The sequence below is a fragment of the Sphingomonas sp. RS6 genome (assembly GCF_054489705.1).
Window position 1 is genome coordinate 276280 of sequence record NZ_JBTMWM010000001.1, and the last position, 16454, is coordinate 292733.

A 16454-nucleotide genomic window follows, 5' to 3' on the forward strand; every position below is an offset into this window, starting at 1 on the left:
TTCAGCGTTTGCCCGGCTCGGCGCGACCCGCCAGCCGTTCGACGGCGGCGGCGTGGAGGCCCGGGCCGGTGGCGAGGACACCGTAAGCCTCGCCCGAGGCCGTGTTGAAGGCAAGCGGCTGGCCCAGCGCGTCGCTGACCGTCGCCCCCGCCTCGCGTGCCAGCAGGATCGCGGCGGCGATGTCCCATTCATGGCCCCAGCGCAGCGTCGCCACCAGATCGGCCTCGCCGGCGGCGACCATCGCGATGCGCAGCGCGATCGAATTGGGCTTCGGCACCATCGTCAGATCGGCATCGACCTTGGGCAACTGGTCGGCCGGCACGCGCGCGCCCGCCAGCACGTCGCGGGGCAGCGCATGGAGTTGCTGGCCGTTGCGCCAGGCGCCCTTTCCTTCAAGCGCAACCCAGACCTCGCCGCGCGCAGGCGCATCGAGCACGCCGATCACCGGCCGCCCGTCCTCGACCAGCGCGATCGACACCGCCCAGCCGCCTCGGCCGCGCAGATAATCGCGCGTCCCGTCGATCGGATCGACCACCCAGATGCGCGACGCATCGAGCCGCGCGGGATCGTCGACCGTCTCCTCGGACAGCCAGCCGGCATCGGGCAACAGCCGCCCGAGCCGTTCGCGCAGCATCGCGTCCAGTTCCAGATCGACCGCGCAGACCGGGTTGCCCGGCGCCTTTTCCCAGCGCTCGAAATCGGTCTGCCAGCGCAACATCGCATGCTGCCCGGCCTGGGCGGCGATCGCGGCGATTTCGGCGGCCAGCTTATTCACCGGCGATCGTCATCCCGTCGATGCGGAGCGTCGGCGCGTTGATGCCATAGCGAAAGGTGAGATCGCTGGCGGGCGTGAGCGCGCGGAACATGTCCTTCAGATTGCCCGCGATCGTCACTTCCGACACTGCTCCCGTCACTTCGCCACGCTCGATCAGGAAGCCCGCGGCGCCGCGGCTATAGTCGCCGGTCACGCCGTTCACGCCCTGCCCGATCAGTTCGGTGACGAGCAGGCCCCGATCGATATCGGCGATCAGCGCCTCGGGCGTCACCAGCCCGCCTTCCATATATAGGTTGCTCGGCGACACACCGGGCGCTCCGCCCGATCCGCGTGAGGCATGGCCGGTCGGCTCCATCCCCAGTTGGCGGGCGGCGGCGCTTTCGAGCAACCAGGTTTCGAGCATGCCGGCCGAGACGATCTTCATCGGCTGGACAGGCAGCCCCTCGCCATCGAACGGCCGCGAGCGCAGGCCGCGCGGGCGATGCGGATCGTCCCAGATCGTCACATGCCGGTCGAACACCGCCGTCCCCAGCGCGTCGAGCAGGAAGCTCGTCCGTCGCGCGATCGCCGCCCCCGAAATCGCGCCGAGCAGATGGCCAACCATGCTTGCCGAAACGCGTGGATCGAACACCACCGGCATCGCGCCGCTGGCGATCCGGCGCGGATTCAACCGGGCGACGGCGCGCTCGGCGGCGAGCCGGCCGATCGCGTCGGGCGCGTCGAGCATCGCCAGATGGCGTGCCGAATGGCTGGCATGGTCGCGCTCCATCGCATTACCGCTGCCGGCGAGCATGCTGGCGGAGATACCGTGGCTGGTCTGCGCATAGGCGCCGGCAAAGCCGTGGCTGGTCGCCAGCGCCAGCACCATCCGCGCGGCGCCCGCGCTCGCGCCTTCGCTGTTGGTGACGCCGGGCACCGCCCGTGCCGCGTCCTCGGCGGCGAGCGCGCGGTCCTTGAGCGTCGCGGATTCGACCTCGGCGCCGTCGTCGAGATCGAGCTGCGGCGGCGCGCCCTGCATCAGCCGATCCTCGGGGGCCAGCCCCGCCCAGCGATCCTCGGGCGCCTCGCGCGCCATCGCGATCGCCCGTTCGACCAGCGTGTCGATTGCCGCCGACTCGAGATCGGTGGTTGAAACGCTCGCCGAGCGACGCCCGACGAACACGCGCAGATCGATTTCGGCGCTTTCGGATCGCTCGACATCCTCGAGCGCGCCGAGCCGTACGGACACCGAAACGCTCTGATCGGCGGAAGCGACGGCGTCGGCGGCATCGGCGCCGGCGCGGCGGGCGCGGGCGACGGCGTCGGCGGCGCGCTCCTGGGCCTGTTGGGTGGTCAGCATCGACCGGACTTAGGTGCGCCGACGCCCGACGTCAAAGCCCGCTCATCCCCACGACGAGGCTGGCCGCGAGCATCAGCAGCCCGGCATCGCGATTCGACCGGAACCGGCGCAGCGATCCGGGGCCGTCGCCGGCGCGCATCGTCGCCACCTGCCACGCCAGGTGCAGCGCAGCGGGCAGCAGCGCGAGCAGCGCCAGCGGATCGGGGCGCACCGTCCAGAACGCCGCCGCCCACAGGCCCATCGCGCCCAGATAGAACAGGCCGACGCCGCCGCGCACATGCCGCCCCATCCGCCGGGCCGAGGATCGCACGCCCACCAGCGCGTCATCTTCAATGTCCTGGATCGCATAGATCGTGTCATAGCCGATCACCCACAGGATCGTGCCGGCATAGAGCAGCCATTTCGCCGCCGCGCGCGATTCGAACACACCCTGGGGATCGCCGGCGACAAAGCCGATCAGCGCGCCGGATCCGAACACGATGCCCAGGAACAGCTGCGGCCACCAGGTGATCCGCTTCATGAACGGGTACATCGCCACCACCGGCAGTGTTGCCAGCGACCACAGCTTGGCCGCCATCGGCAGCGCCAGCCACACGCCGAATCCGATCGCCAGCAGCACCGCCAGCCAGGCTTGGGCTGCGCGCACCGACACCGCGCCGCTTGGCAGCGGGCGGCTGCGCGTGCGCGCCACCTGCGCGTCGAGATCGCGATCGACGATGTCGTTATAGACGCAGCCCGCCCCGCGCATCGCGATCGCGCCGATCAGCATCGCCGCGATCCGCCATGCCCCACCATCGGGCAGGCCGGAGAGCAACGCCCCCCAGCCGCACGGCAGGAACAGCAGCCACCAGCCAATCGGCCGGTCAAACCGGGCGAGCAGTGCATAGGGCCGCCACCCGCGCGGGAGCAGGCCGACCAGCCCGCGATATTCGCTGTCGGGTACGATGGGGGGAATGCCGTTCATGTGCGGCCTGCTGCCACAATCGCCGCCCTGCCCCCAAGCTGAAATTTTTGGGCATATTCCTGCGACAATCGCTCGATAACGGCAGCGAATCGTTCCGGGAGGAGGGCATTTCATGCGGATTCAGGTTATTGCCGGGCTGGTGCTGATCGCGGCGAGCGGCGCCCAGGCACAGGATCGGCCGTCCCCCGGCATGGGCCCGGGCGGTGGTCCGGGCGGTGGTCCGGGCATGGGCCACGGTATGGGCGGCCCGCTGTTCATCAGCCCGATGGGCCAGCCGTTTCGCGGTCCCGGGGCCGCCGACGCCTGGTTCGACGGCGCCGATGCGAATCACGACGGCGTGCTGACGCTCGACGAGTTTCAGGAAGATGCGATGCGCTGGTTCAAGGTGCTGGACCGCGGCCATGACGGCGAAATCGATCCCGACGATATCGAGGTGTATGAAACGAAGCTCGTCCCCGAAATCCGCGGCGGCGGCTTTGGCGACATGGGCGGCCCGCCGATGGGCGAGGACGGCGAGAAGAAGGCCGTCGATCTGGGCGCCACCCGCTTCATGAGCGGCGCGGCGCCGTTCAACTATCTCGGCATGCCCGAGCCGGTGACCTCGGCCGATCGCTCGCTCAACGGCGGCGTCAGCCCGACCGAGTTCATGGAAGCCGCCAGCCGCCGCTTCAAGCTGCTCGACACCAATCAGGACGGCAAGCTGACCAAGAAGGAGCTTCCCGAAATCCGTCACGACGCGGGCAAGCGCCGCGGACGCCGGGGACGCGGCGGCGGGATGCCCGGCGGTGGCATGCCCGGGGGCATGCAGGGCGGCGGCATGGGTGGAATGAGCGGAATGGGCGGCTGAGCTTATTCGCGTTCGGGCACCGGCACGTTGAAGCCGTTGAGCGTCACCGAGACGAGGCTGTACAGACCGACCAGATAGATCAGTTCGTTCGCGCCGTGCTGGCCAAAGGTATCGACCGCAAGGGAATAGCACGGCTCGGGCAGCACCCCGCCCTTCACCAGCGCATAAGCGACGTCGAACGCGACATTTTCCGCTTCGTCGAGATCGCTAGGCTTCAGTCCGGCGCAAAGCGCGGAAATGCGCGCGGGCGCCATTTTTTCGGCTTCCGCCACCGCGACATGAGCATAGAGTTCATAGGCGGCGTCGAAATGGGCGCCTGTCACCAGAATGGCGATCTGCCGCGCCGGATCGGGCAGCGTCGCTTCCATCGACATTGCCTTGGTCAGTTCCCAGATCGCGCCGCCGATCCGCGGTTCGTGAAGCCAGGGGTTCCAGGGCCCAAGCAGGCTGCCATCCTCGCCCACCGCGACGAAGGCGTTGAAATTGGAAGAAATGCCGCGCTTCATATCGTCATAGAGCGGCTTCTGGGTGTCGCTGAGCGTGTCCGGGGGCAGAAGCGGCAGGCGCATGGGGTGCAATCCTCGGCTGAAGGCGGCGAACTTACCGCACTGCACAAATGCTGGAGCATGCAATAGGCTCCCGCCATCGTACGTTCGGATGGGGTGCATGGACGAACCCGCCCGCCCCCGGCTACAGCAGCATCATGCCCGCAACCCCCGCCTGGCCGCCGCAGTCCGCCCCTCGCCTGTTCGTCGACGGCCCGCTCGAACCGGGGCTTCGCCGGATCGATGGCCCGCAGGCGCATTATCTGGGATCGGTCATGCGGCTGAAACCGGGCGAGGCGGTGAAGCTGTTCGATGGTACGAACGGCGAGTGGCTCGGCATCGCCCGCGAGATCGGCAAGCGCGACCTGACGCTGGAGATCACCGAGCAGCTTCGGCCGCACGAGGCCGTGCCGGACCTGTGGCTCTGCGCCGCGCCGATCAAGAAGGGCCGCATCGACTGGGTGGCGGAAAAGGCCTGCGAACTGGGCGTCGCGCGGCTGGTGCCGGTGCTCACCCGCCGCACCGTGATCGACCGGCTGAACCTCGATCGGCTGCGCAGCCACATGATCGAGGCCGCCGAGCAATGCGGCCGCACCGCGCTTCCCGAGCTGGTCGAGCCGGTGAAGCTCGCGGCCCTTCTGCGCGACTGGCCGGCCGAGCGTGCGCTGTTCTTCGCCGACGAGACCGGCGGCGCGCCCGCGCTGGCGGCGATGCGCGCCCATTCCGGCTCCGCCGCGATCCTGATCGGGCCGGAGGGCGGCTTCGACGCCGAGGAACGCGAGGCGATTCGTGCGTTGAAGCAGGCGGTGGGCATTGCGCTCGGCCCGCGCATCCTGCGTGCTGAAACGGCGGCGGCGGCCGCGGTCAGCCTGTGGATGGCCGCGGCGGGCGATTGGTGACCGAACGGTACAAAAATCCGCTGGCGTCGGTTCGTCGGCATCGCTAAGGGCGCGAAATGAGCACCAAGACCGTTTCGAACCAGACCGCGGCGGTCATTGAGGATCGTGCCCAGCTGATCGACTATTTCGCCCAGGGCGAAAAGCCGGCGGAACGCTGGCGTATCGGCACCGAGCATGAGAAGTTCGTCTATTGGATGGACGGTTCGCATCGTGCGCCGAGCTATGAAGAGCGCGGCGGTATTCATGCGCTATTGATCGGGCTCACCGAATTCGGCTGGAAGCCCGTTTACGAGGGCGAAAACGTCATCGCGCTGTCCGGCCCCGACGGCACGATCAGCCTTGAGCCCGCCGGCCAGTTCGAGCTTTCGGGCGCGCCGCTCGAAAATCTGCACGAGACCTGCGCCGAAACCGGCCGCCATCTCCGCCAGGTGAAGGCGGTGGGTGACCGGCTTGGCATCGGCTTTCTCGGCCTCGGCATGTGGCCGGACAAGACCCGCGCCGAACTGCCGATCATGCCGAAGGGCCGTTACGGCATCATGCTGCGGCACATGCCGCGCGTCGGCAGCCTCGGGCTCGACATGATGCTGCGCACCTGCACGATCCAGGTGAACCTGGATTATGCCAGCGAAGCCGACATGGCGAAGAAGTTTCGCGTCGGCCTGGCGCTCCAGCCGCTGGCGACCGCGCTGTTCGCCAATTCGCCCTTTACCGAGGGCAAGCCCAACGGGTTCCTCTCCTATCGCAGCCATATCTGGTCGGACACCGATCCGGCGCGCACCGGCATGCTGCCCTTCGTGTTCGAGGACGGCTTCGGCTATGAGCGCTATGCCGACTATGCGCTCGATGTGCCGATGTACTTCGTCTATCGCGACGGCAAATATATCGACGCGGCGGGCCTCAGCTTCCGCGACTTCCTGAAGGGCGAACTGTCAGTCCTGCCCGGCGAACTGCCGACGATCGACGACTGGGCCGATCATCTCTCCACCGCCTTTCCCGAAGTGCGGATGAAGCAGTTTCTGGAGATGCGCGGCGCCGATGGCGGGCCGTGGGGCCGCATCTGCGCGCTGCCGGCCCTGTGGGTGGGCTTGCTCTACGATTCCGGTGCGCTGGATGCCGCCTGGGATCTCGTAAAGGGCTGGTCGATGGAGGGTCGCGAGGCGCTGCGCAATTCGGTGCCCAGGCTCGCGCTCGACGCGCCGCTGCCGGGCGGAGGCAAGCTGGCCGATATCGCCGCCGAGGTGCTCGACATCGCCGGCGCCGGGCTCAACGCTCGCGCGCGGCTGAACGGATCGGGCGACAATGAATCGGGCTTCCTCGATCCGCTTCGCGAGGTCGTGCGGACGGGCAAGGTGCCCGCGCAGCTGCTGCTCGATCGCTATCATGGCGAATGGCAGGGCGACATCGCCCGCGTCTATGGCGAGGCGAAGTTCTGACGCAGCACGCCACCGGGTAAATCCTCGCCCGGCAGATCGGTCCCGCGCAGCGACTTGCCGGCGGTTTCCGGCGTGAAGCGCAGCGCGATCGCCCCGACCGCGCAAGCCGCCATCATCACATAGGCCGGCATCAGTTCATCGCCCGTCGCGCCGATCAGCCAGCTGTTGAACGCCGGCGCCGTACCGCCGAACAGCGAGGTAGACACATTGTAGGCGATCGCGAAGCCGGCGAAGCGGACATGGGTGGGGAACATCGCCGGGAAGGTGGCGGAAATCGTCGCCAGCTGCGGCACATAGAGCAGCCCGAGCAGCGCGAAACCGATGATCGCGCCGGCAAGGCCCGTCGACATCAGGTGGTAGAGCGGCACCACCGCCACGAACAGCCCGGCGAGCGAGAACCACCAGAGCGGCTTGCGCCCCACTCGGTCGGACAGCGCGCCGGCAAACGGCACGATCAGCATCATGAACAACATGCCGATGATCGGCACCACCAGCGCCTCGTCGGTAGTCAGCCCCAGCCGGCGCTGGAGATAGGTGGGCATGTAGCTGAGCAGCGTATAGTTGACGACGTTGAGCGCGACGACCAGCCCGCTCATCTCCAGCAGCGGGCGCCAATAGTGTGTCAGCAAGTGGCGAAGCTCGGTCGATGCCGCCGGCTCGCGGTCACCATGCGCCTCCACCTCGCGGAACACCGGCGTATCCTCCATGCGCGAGCGGAGATACATGCCGACCAGCCCCATCGGCCCGGCGACCAGGAACGGAATCCGCCACGCCCAGTCATGCATCGCCGCGTCGCCGAGCAGCAGCGAAAAGCCGAGCATCAGCAGCGCGCCGAGCGAAAAGCCGGCCAGCGTGCCGAATTCGAGGAAGCTGCCGAAAAAGCCGCGGCGCGCATCGGGCGCATATTCGGCCATGAACGTCGCCGCCCCGCCATATTCGCCGCCGGTCGAAAAGCCCTGCACCATGCGCAGCAGCACCAGCAATGTCGGTGCGGCGACGCCGATCGTCGCATAGGACGGGATCAGCCCGACGCACACCGTCGCGCCCGACATCATCAGGATGGTGATCGCCAGCACCGTCTTGCGGCCATAGCGATCGCCGAGCGGCCCCCAGAACAACCCGCCGAGCGGGCGGACCAGGAACGAGATCGCGAAGGTCGCGAGCGCGAACAGCGTCGCCTGCTCGGTCTCGCCGGGAAACAGCGCCGCGGCGATATAGGTGACGCCATAGGCATAGATGCCATAGTCGAACCATTCGGTGGCGTTGCCCATCGCCGATGCGGCAACGGCCTTGCGCAGCACCGATGGCGGCACCGTGCCGGCCCGGCCGGGCGCACCCTCGCCGCCGGCATTCGCGGCGTGCTTCAGATCGATTGCCATGTCGTCCTCCCGTTTTCCTGCTCGTCCACCGCAAGCGGATCGAGCGCCGCCGACATCGGCGTGGTGCGCGGCAGCACCTGATAGCTTTGCTGTTGCTCGGCCGGCACCGGCGGGGTGCGCAGCTGGCGCCACGCGCCAAAGCCGAGCGCGCCGCCCGCACAGGCGGCGATGAACAGGAACAGGCCCGAGGGGCCGACCAGCATCATCGCGGTCGCGCCCGCGATCGGCCCCGCCGCCGCGCCGACCGAATAGAGCAGCACCAGCCCGCCGCTCGCCGCGACGCGCTGTTCGGGCGCGAGGTGATCGTTGGTGTGCGCGACGCACAGCGGATAGAGCGCGAAGCTCAGCCCACCGAACAGCGCACCAAAGGCGAGGAGCGGCAGGCCGGCCCCGTCGATCATCGCGATCGCCAGTGCGGCGGCAAGCGCGCCGCCGAACGCGCCGACGATCACGCGGCGCCGATCGAACCGGTCCGAAAGCCGCCCGAGCGGCCATTGCAGCGCCACGCCGCCCAGGATCACGATGCTCATGAACCAGGCAGTGGCGGACAGATCCATGCCCAGCCGCCGTACATAGACCGCGCCGAGCGCGTAGAAAGCGCCGAGCATCACCCCGGTCAGCGTCGCGCCGACGATGCCGAGCGGCGAGATCGCATAGAGTTCGCGCACCGAAAGCGAGCCCGAATCCTGTGGCGGCGGCGCCGAAATGCGCGTCAGCACCACCGGAATCGCGGCAAGCGAGACGAGGATCGACGCCACCAGGAACGGCATCGACGGCTTGTCCTCGCTCAGGTTGAGCAGGAACTGGCCGATCGCCTGGCCGGCATAGAGCGCGATCATGTAGCTCGCGAGCACCGATCCGCGCGTCTCCGCCTCGGCCCGCTCGTTGAGCCAGCTTTCCAGGCACACGAACACGCCGGCGACGCACAGCCCGTCGATGAAGCGCAGCGCGGCCCAGAGCAGCGCATCCTGATGGATCGCATAGGTGAGCGTGCTCGCGGAGAACAGCGAGACGAACGCAGCGAATGCGCGGATATGGCCGACGCGGCGAATGATCCGCGAGACGCGCAGCGAACCGAGCACCAGCCCCAGGAAATAGGCGGTGGCGACGGCACCGATATGCAACGCGCTGCTCCCCGCCCGCTCCAGCCGCACGCTGGTCAGCGTCGCAAGGAAGCCGCTGCCCGCCATCAGCATGAAGATGGCGAGCAACAGGCTGCGGACAGAGAGCATCGCGGTCAGCATGAGGGTCGTTTCACCACCGCCCCGGCCTCAAGCGGCGGCGCGTCCGCTGGCCGCATCGGCTCCGTCGACCAGCGCCTCGTGCAGCGCGCGCACCGCATCCTCGAACGCATCGCATTCGACGATGAACTGCACGTCGACGTTGCGGATCTGGTGCTGCATCGCGATCATCGTGATGCCCGCGGCGTCGAGTGCGAGCAGCGCGCGCGGCACCAGCCCCGGCTCCGAAATGTCGCTGCCGATTACCGAGACCATCGCCACCGGCCGCGACGAGATCGCCGCCCCCGGATAGGTTTTTTCCAGATCCGCGATCACCCGCGCGACCACTGCGGCGTCGGTCGCCAGATAGTGCGTGATGGTGTTGGCGTTGGACGATTTGCTGACGATCCAGGCGCCGTGCCGGGTCAGCGCGTCGAGGATCGCGGCGTCGAAGCCTTTCTCGCCCACCATGTCCTGCTCGAAGAACTGGAGCGCCTGCACGGTGCGCAGCCCGGTGACGATTTCGACGCGAGGCTTGTCCGACACATAATCGCCGCTGATCAGCGTGCCCGCATCGAGCCGGTCGAACGTGTTGCGCACGCTGAGCGGGATCTTCGCCTGGCGCAGCCCGCGGCCGGCGCGCGGATGGATCGCCTCCATCCCCAGATTGGCGAGCTGATCGGCGACATCGTAATTAGTACGGCCGATCTTGCGTGCGCGATCCTCGCCGACCAGCTTCGGGTCGGCGCTGGAAAGGTGGAATTCCTTGTGGATGATCGCCTCGCGCGCCTGCGTCAGCACCGCGATCCGCGAGAAGGTCATTTCCGAATAGCCGCGCGCATAGCGCCGCACCATGCCGCCCTCGCAGCCGGCATAGCCGGTGACGATCGGCATCTGCGTGGCTAGGTCGATCGGTGCCAGCGCATCGCGGATGCGCGTGTCGAGCGGGTCGAGATTCTCCTGCGTCCACACCGTCAGGTCGACGAACACCGCGTTGACGCCGCGATCGCGAAGCAGCTGCGCGGTGCTGTGGGCGCTGTGCGCCTCGCCCAGCCCGGCCAGCATCTCGCGAACCGTGACCAGCTGCTCCTTCAGGCAAAACCGGCCATGCGAACGCAGCCGATCGAGATCGGCGAGGCATTCGCCCAGCCCCTCGATCCGCGCCCCGACGAAGCGGTCGCATTCGGCGCGACTGCCCTCGCGGGCGAACATCGCCGCATTGCGCTCCAGCATCGCCACGCGCACGCGCTCCAGCGCGTCGCGCCAGCAGCGCTCGCCCTCGTTGCGCGCAAAACAGGCATAGACCCCGGGCTCGCCGGTCTTCTTGTGTTCGAGCAACAGGTCGGTCATCCCGGCATAGGCCGAGACGACGAAGATGCGGTTGTATAGGTCCGCACCGCTGCGTCCCGCGATCAGGACGTTATCGAACAAGGTGGCGGTGGCGGCCATCGACGTGCCGCCGATCTTTTCGACGCTATGTCCGCTCATGCCGCCTTCTCCGTCAGTTCGCCCGCAGCCGGCGCCAGCGGTACCACCTCGCGCGCAGCGATGAAGCGGGGGCGCGGCGTGGCAGCCGCATAGGGCGCCTGCAACCGGTTCGACACCGCGTTGTAGACCAGGAAGGCATTGGCGCGCGGGAACGGCGTGATGTTGCCGTTCGATCCATGCATCAGATTGCAGTCGAACAGGATCACCGTGCCCGGCTTACCAACCGGGGCGACGATGCCATGTTCATGCGCCAGCTCGGCCAGGCTGTCCTCGTCGGGCACGCCATATTCCTGCCTTTTGAGCGACATCTTGTAATGGTCTTCGGGCGTCTCGCCGACACAGGCGACGAAGGTACGGTGCGATCCCGGAATCACCATCAGCGGCCCATTGTTCGGCGTGTTCTCGGCCAGCAGCACCGACATCGACAGCGCCCGCATCCGCGGCATCCCGTCTTCGGCGTGCCACGTCTCGAAGTCGGAGTGCCAGTAGAATTCCTTGCCCTGGAACCCAGGCTTGTAGTTCAGCCGCGACTGATGGAGGTACACATCGTCGCCGAGCAGGAACCGGGCGACCCCGGCCAGCCGCTCGTCGGCGGCCAGCCGCGCGATCATGTCGCTCTGCGCATGGATCTCGAAGATCGATCGGATTTCGTCGCCGCCCGGCTCGGTGATGATCGTCTCCGCGTCCAGCGACGACGGATCGCCGAGCAGCCGTCCGGTTTCGGACTGGAGCGCGGCGATCTCGTCGGGGCTGAACAGCCCTTCGAGCACGAGATAGCCTTCCCGATCGAACCGCTCGGCCCGTTCGCGGGTCAGCGGCGCGCCGGGATGCCAGTCGCTATGGACGACGGGGTCGCGGCGCGGCAGCCGCTCCGGCGTCGCCGCGCAGCGGGTCGGATAGATCTCGGTCATGGGTGGGTTCCCCTTTTTTCGTGTTCCTCAGTCTGCGAGTGCGGGTTCGGCGGCCGGATAGGCGCCGTTTTCGTCATGCACTTCGCGGCCGGTGACCGGCGGGTTGAACACGCAGGCCGTCAGGATGTCGGTTTCGGGCCGCACGATGTGACGGTCATTCTCGTTCAGCGCATACATGATGCCCGGCTTCAGCTCGTGCGTCTCGCCGGTACCCAGATCCTCGATCGTGCCCGTGCCCTTCAGCACCAGCACCGCTTCGAGATGGTTCTGGTAATGCATCTTCAGTTCGCTGCCCGCGAACATCGTTGTCAGGTGGAACGAGAATCCCATCTTGTCATCGGCCAGCAGCAGCCGGGCGCTCGCCCAGCCGTCCGAGCGGACGTTGCGATCGCTGGCACGGACTTGCTTGAGGTTGCGGATGATCATGAAGGTTTCTCCTGTTTCAGGCGGCGACGCCCAGGGGGGCGGCCGCTTCGGTGGAAAGCGCGTCGCGAACGCTGCGCTCTAGGATGTCGAGCCCGGCGGCGAACACGGCGTCGTCGATGACGAGCGGCGCCAGCACCTTGACGATTTCGTCATGCGCGCCGCTGGTCTCGATGATCAGGCCCTGGTCGAAACAGGCGCGCGTGATCGCCGAGGCGGCCTCGCCGGTGCCGACGTTCAGGCCGCGCATCATGCCCCGGCCGCGCGTGCTGAGCCCATGTTCGGCCGCCATCCGGTCGAGCCGCTGTTCGAGCATGGCACCGCGCCGGGCGATGTCGGCGGCAAATTCCTTGCCGGTCCAGAAATGGCGCAGCGCGGCGGCGGCGGTGACAAAGGCATGGTTGTTGCCGCGGAACGTGCCGTTGTGCTCGCCCGGCGACCAGACATCGAGTTCGGGGCGGAACAGCGTCAGCGCGAACGGCAGGCCCATGCCCGAAAGCGACTTGGCCATCGTCACGATGTCCGGCGTAAAGCCCATGCCTTCGAAGCTGAAGAAATTGCCGGTGCGGCCGCATCCGGCCTGGATGTCGTCGACGATCAGCAGCGCGCCGTGCGCCTTGGCAATCCGGGCGATCTTCGCCAGCCATTCGGGCGACGCGGCGTTGAGGCCGCCCTCGCCCTGCACCGTCTCGACCAGGATCGCGGCGGGCGCGTCGAGCCCGCTCGACGGGTCGTCGAGCCGTTGTTCGAGCAGCGCGGCGGTATCGACATCGGGGCCGAAATAGCCGTCATAGGGCTCGTGCGCGACATGGCTGAGCGGTACGCCGGCTCCGCCGCGCTTGCCGGCATTGCCGGTGCAGGCGAGCGCGCCGAGCGTCATGCCGTGAAAGCCGTTGGTAAAGGCGACGATCATCTCGCGGCCCGTCACCTTGCGGGCGAGCTTGATCGCCGCCTCGACGGCGTTGGTGCCGGTGGGGCCGGTGAACATCGCCCGATAGTCGAGCCCGCGCGGCCGCAGGATCACCTCCTCCAGCGCGGACAGGAACTCGGCCTTGGCATCGGTATGCAGGTCGAGCCCGTGGGCGATGCCGTCGCTCGCGATGTAATCGAGCAGCGCCTGCTTGAGCACCGGGTGGTTGTGCCCATAGTTCAGCGTCGAGCAACCGGCGAGAAAGTCGAGATACTTGCCGCCATTCTCGTCGTGCATCCACACGCCCTCGGCGCGGTTGAACTGGCGCGGGATCGAGCGCGAATAGCTGCGCACGACCGACTCGCGGCGATCATAGATGCCCGTATCGGGCGCAATATCGCTGGGTTCCGCATGGGTGGTCATCAAAGGTCTCCCTGTACGTTCAGTCGGTGGTCGGGAGCGGCGCGATGCGCGCTTCCCATTCGGTGTCGTGTTCGCCGCCCAGATGCGCGTCGCGATCGAAGCGCGGCGCACGGGTCAGCGTGGCGCCGCATTTGCGGGCAAAGGCCTCGAACAGGCCCCAGGAGGCGGCATTGTCTTCGGTGATCGTCGTCACCAGGCTGGTCGCGCCTGCCACAGCCGGGCGCTCGACCAGCGCCGTCAGCATCCGCAGCGCGAGCCCTTCGCCGCGCGCCGCCGCATCGACGGCCACCTGCCAGACGAAGAAGCGATCGGGGGCGGCAGGCGGGCGATAGCCGGAGATCCAGCCGACGATCCGGCCGTCGCGCTCGGCGACGATGCAGGTGTCGGCGAAATCGGTGCATTGCAGCAGGTTGCAATAGGCAGAGTTGCGATCGAGCGGCGGCGAGGCGGCGATCAGCGCCGTAATGCGGGCGCCGTCCTCGGCCCGCGGCTGTCGCAACTCGATTGCGGCGGAATCCGCGGGTTCAGGCAATGTCGATCCTTCTGCTTTCGCTTCAATGATGCTTCGTACTCCAAACGATTTCACACAGCGCCCGTTCCGAGCGTTGCGTGGCAGGGACGGTAATTTGGTGATTATCCGCGCAATTGCCAAGGGGCGGTCGCCCGAATTTTCGGCTTTCGCGCCAAATATACTTCATTAGTTGAAGCATTTTGCGGCGACGCCCATCCCGGTTTTCCGGTGGCGATCAGCGCCGCATTGGCATAGCAAGACGGCATGGATACCGAGTTGACCGCGCCCACGCTCAAGGCGCTCCGGCGCATCCTGCGCGCCTCCGATCTGGGCAGCCGCCAGCTCGCGGCGGCCACGGGTCTGACGCCGTCGCAGTTGCTGGTGCTTCAGGAAATCGAACAGCGGGGCGAAACCACCGCGAGCGTGGTCGCCGGCGCGCTTCAGTTCAGCCAGGCGACGATCACCACGATCGTCGACCGGCTGGAGGCGACAGGGCTGGTGACGCGCCAGCGCAGCGCGCGCGACAAGCGGCAGATCATCCTGCACGTCACCGATGCCGGCCGCGCGATGAGCGACAAGGCGCCGGACCTGCTCCAGACGCGCTTCAGCGATCGGTTCGGCGCGTTGCCGGGCTGGGAACAGGCGATGATATTGGCCGCGCTGGAGCGGCTGGGCGGTATTCTCGGCGCCGGTTCGATCGACGCAGCGCCGTTGCTCGATGCCGGCGCGATCGACGCGCCGCCGGTCTGACCGGCTGGAACAAGGCGATGCCCCCTGGCCGCCGCCGGCAAGGGGGCATCATGGCTCACACCGTCGGCTTGCCGTTCACCCGCGCCGGAACGCCCGCGCCGTCGCGCAGGTCGGCGGGCAGCAACGCCTCGGGAATGTCCTGATACGAAACCGGGCGCAGGAAGCGCTCGATCGCCAGCGTGCCGACCGAGGTGCTGCGCCCGTCCGACGTCGCCGGGAACGGGCCGCCATGCACCATCGCATCGGCGACTTCGACGCCGGTCGGCCAGCCATTGGCGAGGATGCGGCCGACCAACTGTTCGAGCGTCGGCAGCAGCTTCTGCGCGACGAGAATGTCGCCCTCGTCGAGCTGCAACGTCGCGGTCAGCTGGCCTTCGACATGCCGGGTAACGGCGATCATCTCGTCTATATTCGCACAGCGCACCAGCAGCGAGGTCGCGCCGAAGATTTCCTCGGCATGGCTGGGATCGGCCAGGAAGTCGGCACCGCTCATCGTGAACAACGCGCCCTGGCCGCAGGTCGGGCCTTGCGGCGCCGCACCTTGCGCGATCCGCTGCACCTTGCCGGCCGAAGCCAGCTTGGCGACGCCGCTTTCATAGGCCTTGTGGATGCCCGGCGTGAGCATCACCTGCGCTGGAGCGCCGGTCATCGCCTCGGTCGCGGCAGCGACGAAACGGTCCAGCCCCTCGCCCTCCACGCCGAGCACCAGGCCCGGATTGGTGCAGAACTGGCCCGCGCCCATCGTCACCGACGCGACATAGGCCTTGCCCAGCGCCTCGCCGCGCGCCTCGAGCGCCGCCGGCAGCAGGAACACTGGGTTGATGCTGCTCATCTCCGCATAGACGGGGATCGGCACCGGGCGCGCCTGGGCGAGCTTGAGCAGCGCCAGGCCGCCCCCGCGCGAGCCGGTGAAGCCCACCGCCTTGATGCGCGGATCGTTGACCAGCGCGGCGCCCAGTTCGTTGCTTGTGCCGCTGACCATCGAGAAGACACCGGCCGGCATGCCGGTCTTTTCCACCGCGCGCTGGATCGCCGTGGCGACCAGTTCGGCCGTGCCCGGGTGCGCGGGATGGCCCTTCACCACCACCGGGCAGCCGGCGGCAAGCGCGGCGGCGGTATCGCCACCCGCGGTCGAGAAGGCGAGCGGGAAGTTCGATGCGCCGAACACCGCCACCGGGCCGAGCGGCACCATGCGCAGGCGCAGGTCGGGGCGCGGCAGCGGCGTGCGATCGGGCATCGCCGGATCGATGCGGACGCGCAGATAATCACCCAGCCGCAGTTCCTTGGCGAACAGGCGCAGCTGGCCGGCGGTGCGGCCGCGCTCGCCCTGGAGGCGGGCCTGCGGCAGGCCGCTTTCCTGCATCGCGCGCTCGATCAGCTCGTCGCCAAGCGCCTCGATCTCCTCGGCGATGGCGTCGAGGAACTTGGCCCGGTCCTCGCGCGGCAGCGTCGAATAGGGGAGGAAGGCCTCGTGGGCGGCGGCGCAGGCGGCGTCGACATCCGCCTCGGTCGCGATCGTGAAGCTCGGCTCGATTTCGCTGCCCGTCGCGGCCGCGACCGCGCGGAACCCGGCGCCGTCGTGGCGCACCCGCTTCGACGCGATGAACAATTCTCCGGTCAACGCCATCTCTGCTCTC

Annotated in this window: 16 protein-coding genes; 4 read left to right on the plus strand and 12 right to left on the minus strand. The window is 68.1% G+C overall.

Annotated elements, in window-relative coordinates; all coding sequences use genetic code 11:
* Position 1: 1 nt before the first annotated feature.
* From ACX40Y_RS01375 to ubiA, 3 genes are read right to left on the minus strand one after another with little or no spacing between them, the layout of a single operon-like run.
* Positions 2-775 carry a 3'(2'),5'-bisphosphate nucleotidase CysQ gene (locus tag ACX40Y_RS01375; protein ID WP_459117737.1) on the minus strand — a complete coding sequence of 258 codons (774 nt, stop codon included), beginning with the start codon at positions 773-775 and terminating at the stop codon, positions 2-4.
* The gene (locus ACX40Y_RS01380) at positions 768-2114 is read right to left on the minus strand and encodes a TldD/PmbA family protein (protein ID WP_459117738.1); all 1347 of its coding nucleotides are present in this window, start codon (positions 2112-2114) and stop codon (positions 768-770) included. The genes ACX40Y_RS01375 and ACX40Y_RS01380 overlap by 8 nt, the downstream gene beginning before the upstream one ends.
* A 31-nt stretch (positions 2115-2145) precedes the next feature.
* Positions 2146-3078: a 4-hydroxybenzoate octaprenyltransferase gene (gene ubiA, locus ACX40Y_RS01385; RefSeq protein ID WP_459117739.1), complete on the minus strand. Its 933-nt coding sequence runs from the start codon at positions 3076-3078 to the stop codon at positions 2146-2148.
* Positions 3079-3190: 112 nt separating this feature from the next.
* Here ubiA and ACX40Y_RS01390 point away from each other — a divergent pair, with 112 nt between their 5' ends.
* On the plus strand, positions 3191-3925 hold the full coding sequence (locus ACX40Y_RS01390) for an EF-hand domain-containing protein (protein WP_459117740.1): 735 nt from the start codon (positions 3191-3193) through the stop codon (positions 3923-3925).
* A gap of 2 nt (positions 3926-3927) precedes the next feature.
* Here ACX40Y_RS01390 and ACX40Y_RS01395 read toward each other — a convergent pair whose 3' ends face one another.
* Positions 3928-4494, minus strand: coding sequence for a carboxymuconolactone decarboxylase family protein (locus tag ACX40Y_RS01395; RefSeq protein WP_459117741.1), 567 nt, complete (start codon positions 4492-4494; stop codon positions 3928-3930).
* A gap of 134 nt (positions 4495-4628) precedes the next feature.
* Between ACX40Y_RS01395 and ACX40Y_RS01400 the strand changes: the two genes are divergently transcribed.
* Positions 4629-5369: a 16S rRNA (uracil(1498)-N(3))-methyltransferase gene (locus tag ACX40Y_RS01400; protein ID WP_459117742.1), complete on the plus strand. Its 741-nt coding sequence runs from the start codon at positions 4629-4631 to the stop codon at positions 5367-5369.
* Positions 5370-5425: 56 nt separating this feature from the next.
* Positions 5426-6802, plus strand: coding sequence for a glutamate--cysteine ligase (locus ACX40Y_RS01405; RefSeq protein ID WP_459117743.1), 1377 nt, complete (start codon positions 5426-5428; stop codon positions 6800-6802).
* Here ACX40Y_RS01405 and ACX40Y_RS01410 read toward each other — a convergent pair.
* The 7 genes from ACX40Y_RS01410 to ectA all read right to left on the minus strand — a co-directional run bounded on the left by ACX40Y_RS01410 (position 6781) and on the right by ectA (position 14055).
* A complete protein-coding gene (locus tag ACX40Y_RS01410) occupies positions 6781-8073 on the minus strand; it encodes an MFS transporter (RefSeq protein WP_459118377.1) in 1293 nt (430 codons plus the stop codon). The two genes, ACX40Y_RS01405 and ACX40Y_RS01410, sit on opposite strands and share 22 nt — an antisense overlap.
* A 92-nt stretch (positions 8074-8165) precedes the next feature.
* A complete protein-coding gene (locus ACX40Y_RS01415) occupies positions 8166-9425 on the minus strand; it encodes an MFS transporter (protein WP_459117744.1) in 1260 nt (419 codons plus the stop codon).
* Between the two features lie 27 nt (positions 9426-9452).
* Positions 9453-10889 (minus strand): aspartate kinase, encoded by a 1437-nt coding sequence (locus tag ACX40Y_RS01420; protein ID WP_459117745.1) that lies wholly within the window; start codon positions 10887-10889, stop codon positions 9453-9455.
* A complete protein-coding gene (gene thpD, locus ACX40Y_RS01425) occupies positions 10886-11800 on the minus strand; it encodes an ectoine hydroxylase (protein ID WP_459117746.1) in 915 nt (304 codons plus the stop codon). Before thpD ends, ACX40Y_RS01420 begins: the two co-directional genes overlap by 4 nt.
* Before the next feature lie 27 nt (positions 11801-11827).
* On the minus strand, positions 11828-12226 hold the full coding sequence (locus ACX40Y_RS01430; RefSeq protein ID WP_459117747.1) for an ectoine synthase: 399 nt from the start codon (positions 12224-12226) through the stop codon (positions 11828-11830).
* A gap of 16 nt (positions 12227-12242) precedes the next feature.
* Entirely contained in the window at positions 12243-13556 is a 1314-nt protein-coding gene (gene ectB / locus ACX40Y_RS01435) for a diaminobutyrate--2-oxoglutarate transaminase (protein WP_459117748.1), read from the minus strand.
* Positions 13557-13575: 19 nt separating this feature from the next.
* Positions 13576-14055 carry a diaminobutyrate acetyltransferase gene (gene ectA / locus ACX40Y_RS01440; RefSeq protein WP_459118378.1) on the minus strand — a complete coding sequence of 160 codons (480 nt, stop codon included), beginning with the start codon at positions 14053-14055 and terminating at the stop codon, positions 13576-13578.
* Positions 14056-14331: 276 nt separating this feature from the next.
* On the opposite strand from ectA, the gene ACX40Y_RS01445 reads away from it, so the two are divergent.
* Complete coding sequence (locus ACX40Y_RS01445) at positions 14332-14817, plus strand: MarR family winged helix-turn-helix transcriptional regulator (protein ID WP_459117749.1); 486 nt, start codon at positions 14332-14334, stop codon at positions 14815-14817.
* Positions 14818-14872: 55 nt separating this feature from the next.
* Here ACX40Y_RS01445 and ACX40Y_RS01450 read toward each other — a convergent pair whose 3' ends face one another.
* Positions 14873-16444 carry an aldehyde dehydrogenase (NADP(+)) gene (locus tag ACX40Y_RS01450; RefSeq protein WP_459117750.1) on the minus strand — a complete coding sequence of 524 codons (1572 nt, stop codon included), beginning with the start codon at positions 16442-16444 and terminating at the stop codon, positions 14873-14875.
* Positions 16445-16454: the final 10 nt, after the last annotated feature.

What these genes read in the sequence shown, in the direction of transcription:
- ACX40Y_RS01445 (WP_459117749.1), top strand. Translation starts at nt 14,332, where the DNA reads ATGGATACCGAGTTGACCGCGCCCACGCTCAAGGCGCTCCGGCGCATC.
- ACX40Y_RS01415 (WP_459117744.1), bottom strand. Translation starts at nt 9,425, where the DNA reads ATGCTGACCGCGATGCTCTCTGTCCGCAGCCTGTTGCTCGCCATCTTC.
- ACX40Y_RS01410 (WP_459118377.1), bottom strand. Translation starts at nt 8,073, where the DNA reads ATGGGCAACGCCACCGAATGGTTCGACTATGGCATCTATGCCTATGGC.
- ACX40Y_RS01390 (WP_459117740.1), top strand. Translation starts at nt 3,191, where the DNA reads ATGCGGATTCAGGTTATTGCCGGGCTGGTGCTGATCGCGGCGAGCGGC.
- ACX40Y_RS01380 (WP_459117738.1), bottom strand. Translation starts at nt 2,114, where the DNA reads ATGCTGACCACCCAACAGGCCCAGGAGCGCGCCGCCGACGCCGTCGCC.
- ectB (WP_459117748.1), bottom strand. Translation starts at nt 13,556, where the DNA reads ATGACCACCCATGCGGAACCCAGCGATATTGCGCCCGATACGGGCATC.
- ACX40Y_RS01420 (WP_459117745.1), bottom strand. Translation starts at nt 10,889, where the DNA reads ATGAGCGGACATAGCGTCGAAAAGATCGGCGGCACGTCGATGGCCGCC.
- ACX40Y_RS01450 (WP_459117750.1), bottom strand. Translation starts at nt 16,444, where the DNA reads ATGGCGTTGACCGGAGAATTGTTCATCGCGTCGAAGCGGGTGCGCCAC.
- ACX40Y_RS01405 (WP_459117743.1), top strand. Translation starts at nt 5,426, where the DNA reads ATGAGCACCAAGACCGTTTCGAACCAGACCGCGGCGGTCATTGAGGAT.
- ACX40Y_RS01395 (WP_459117741.1), bottom strand. Translation starts at nt 4,494, where the DNA reads ATGCGCCTGCCGCTTCTGCCCCCGGACACGCTCAGCGACACCCAGAAG.
- ACX40Y_RS01430 (WP_459117747.1), bottom strand. Translation starts at nt 12,226, where the DNA reads ATGATCATCCGCAACCTCAAGCAAGTCCGTGCCAGCGATCGCAACGTC.
- thpD (WP_459117746.1), bottom strand. Translation starts at nt 11,800, where the DNA reads ATGACCGAGATCTATCCGACCCGCTGCGCGGCGACGCCGGAGCGGCTG.
- ACX40Y_RS01400 (WP_459117742.1), top strand. Translation starts at nt 4,629, where the DNA reads ATGCCCGCAACCCCCGCCTGGCCGCCGCAGTCCGCCCCTCGCCTGTTC.
- ubiA (WP_459117739.1), bottom strand. Translation starts at nt 3,078, where the DNA reads ATGAACGGCATTCCCCCCATCGTACCCGACAGCGAATATCGCGGGCTG.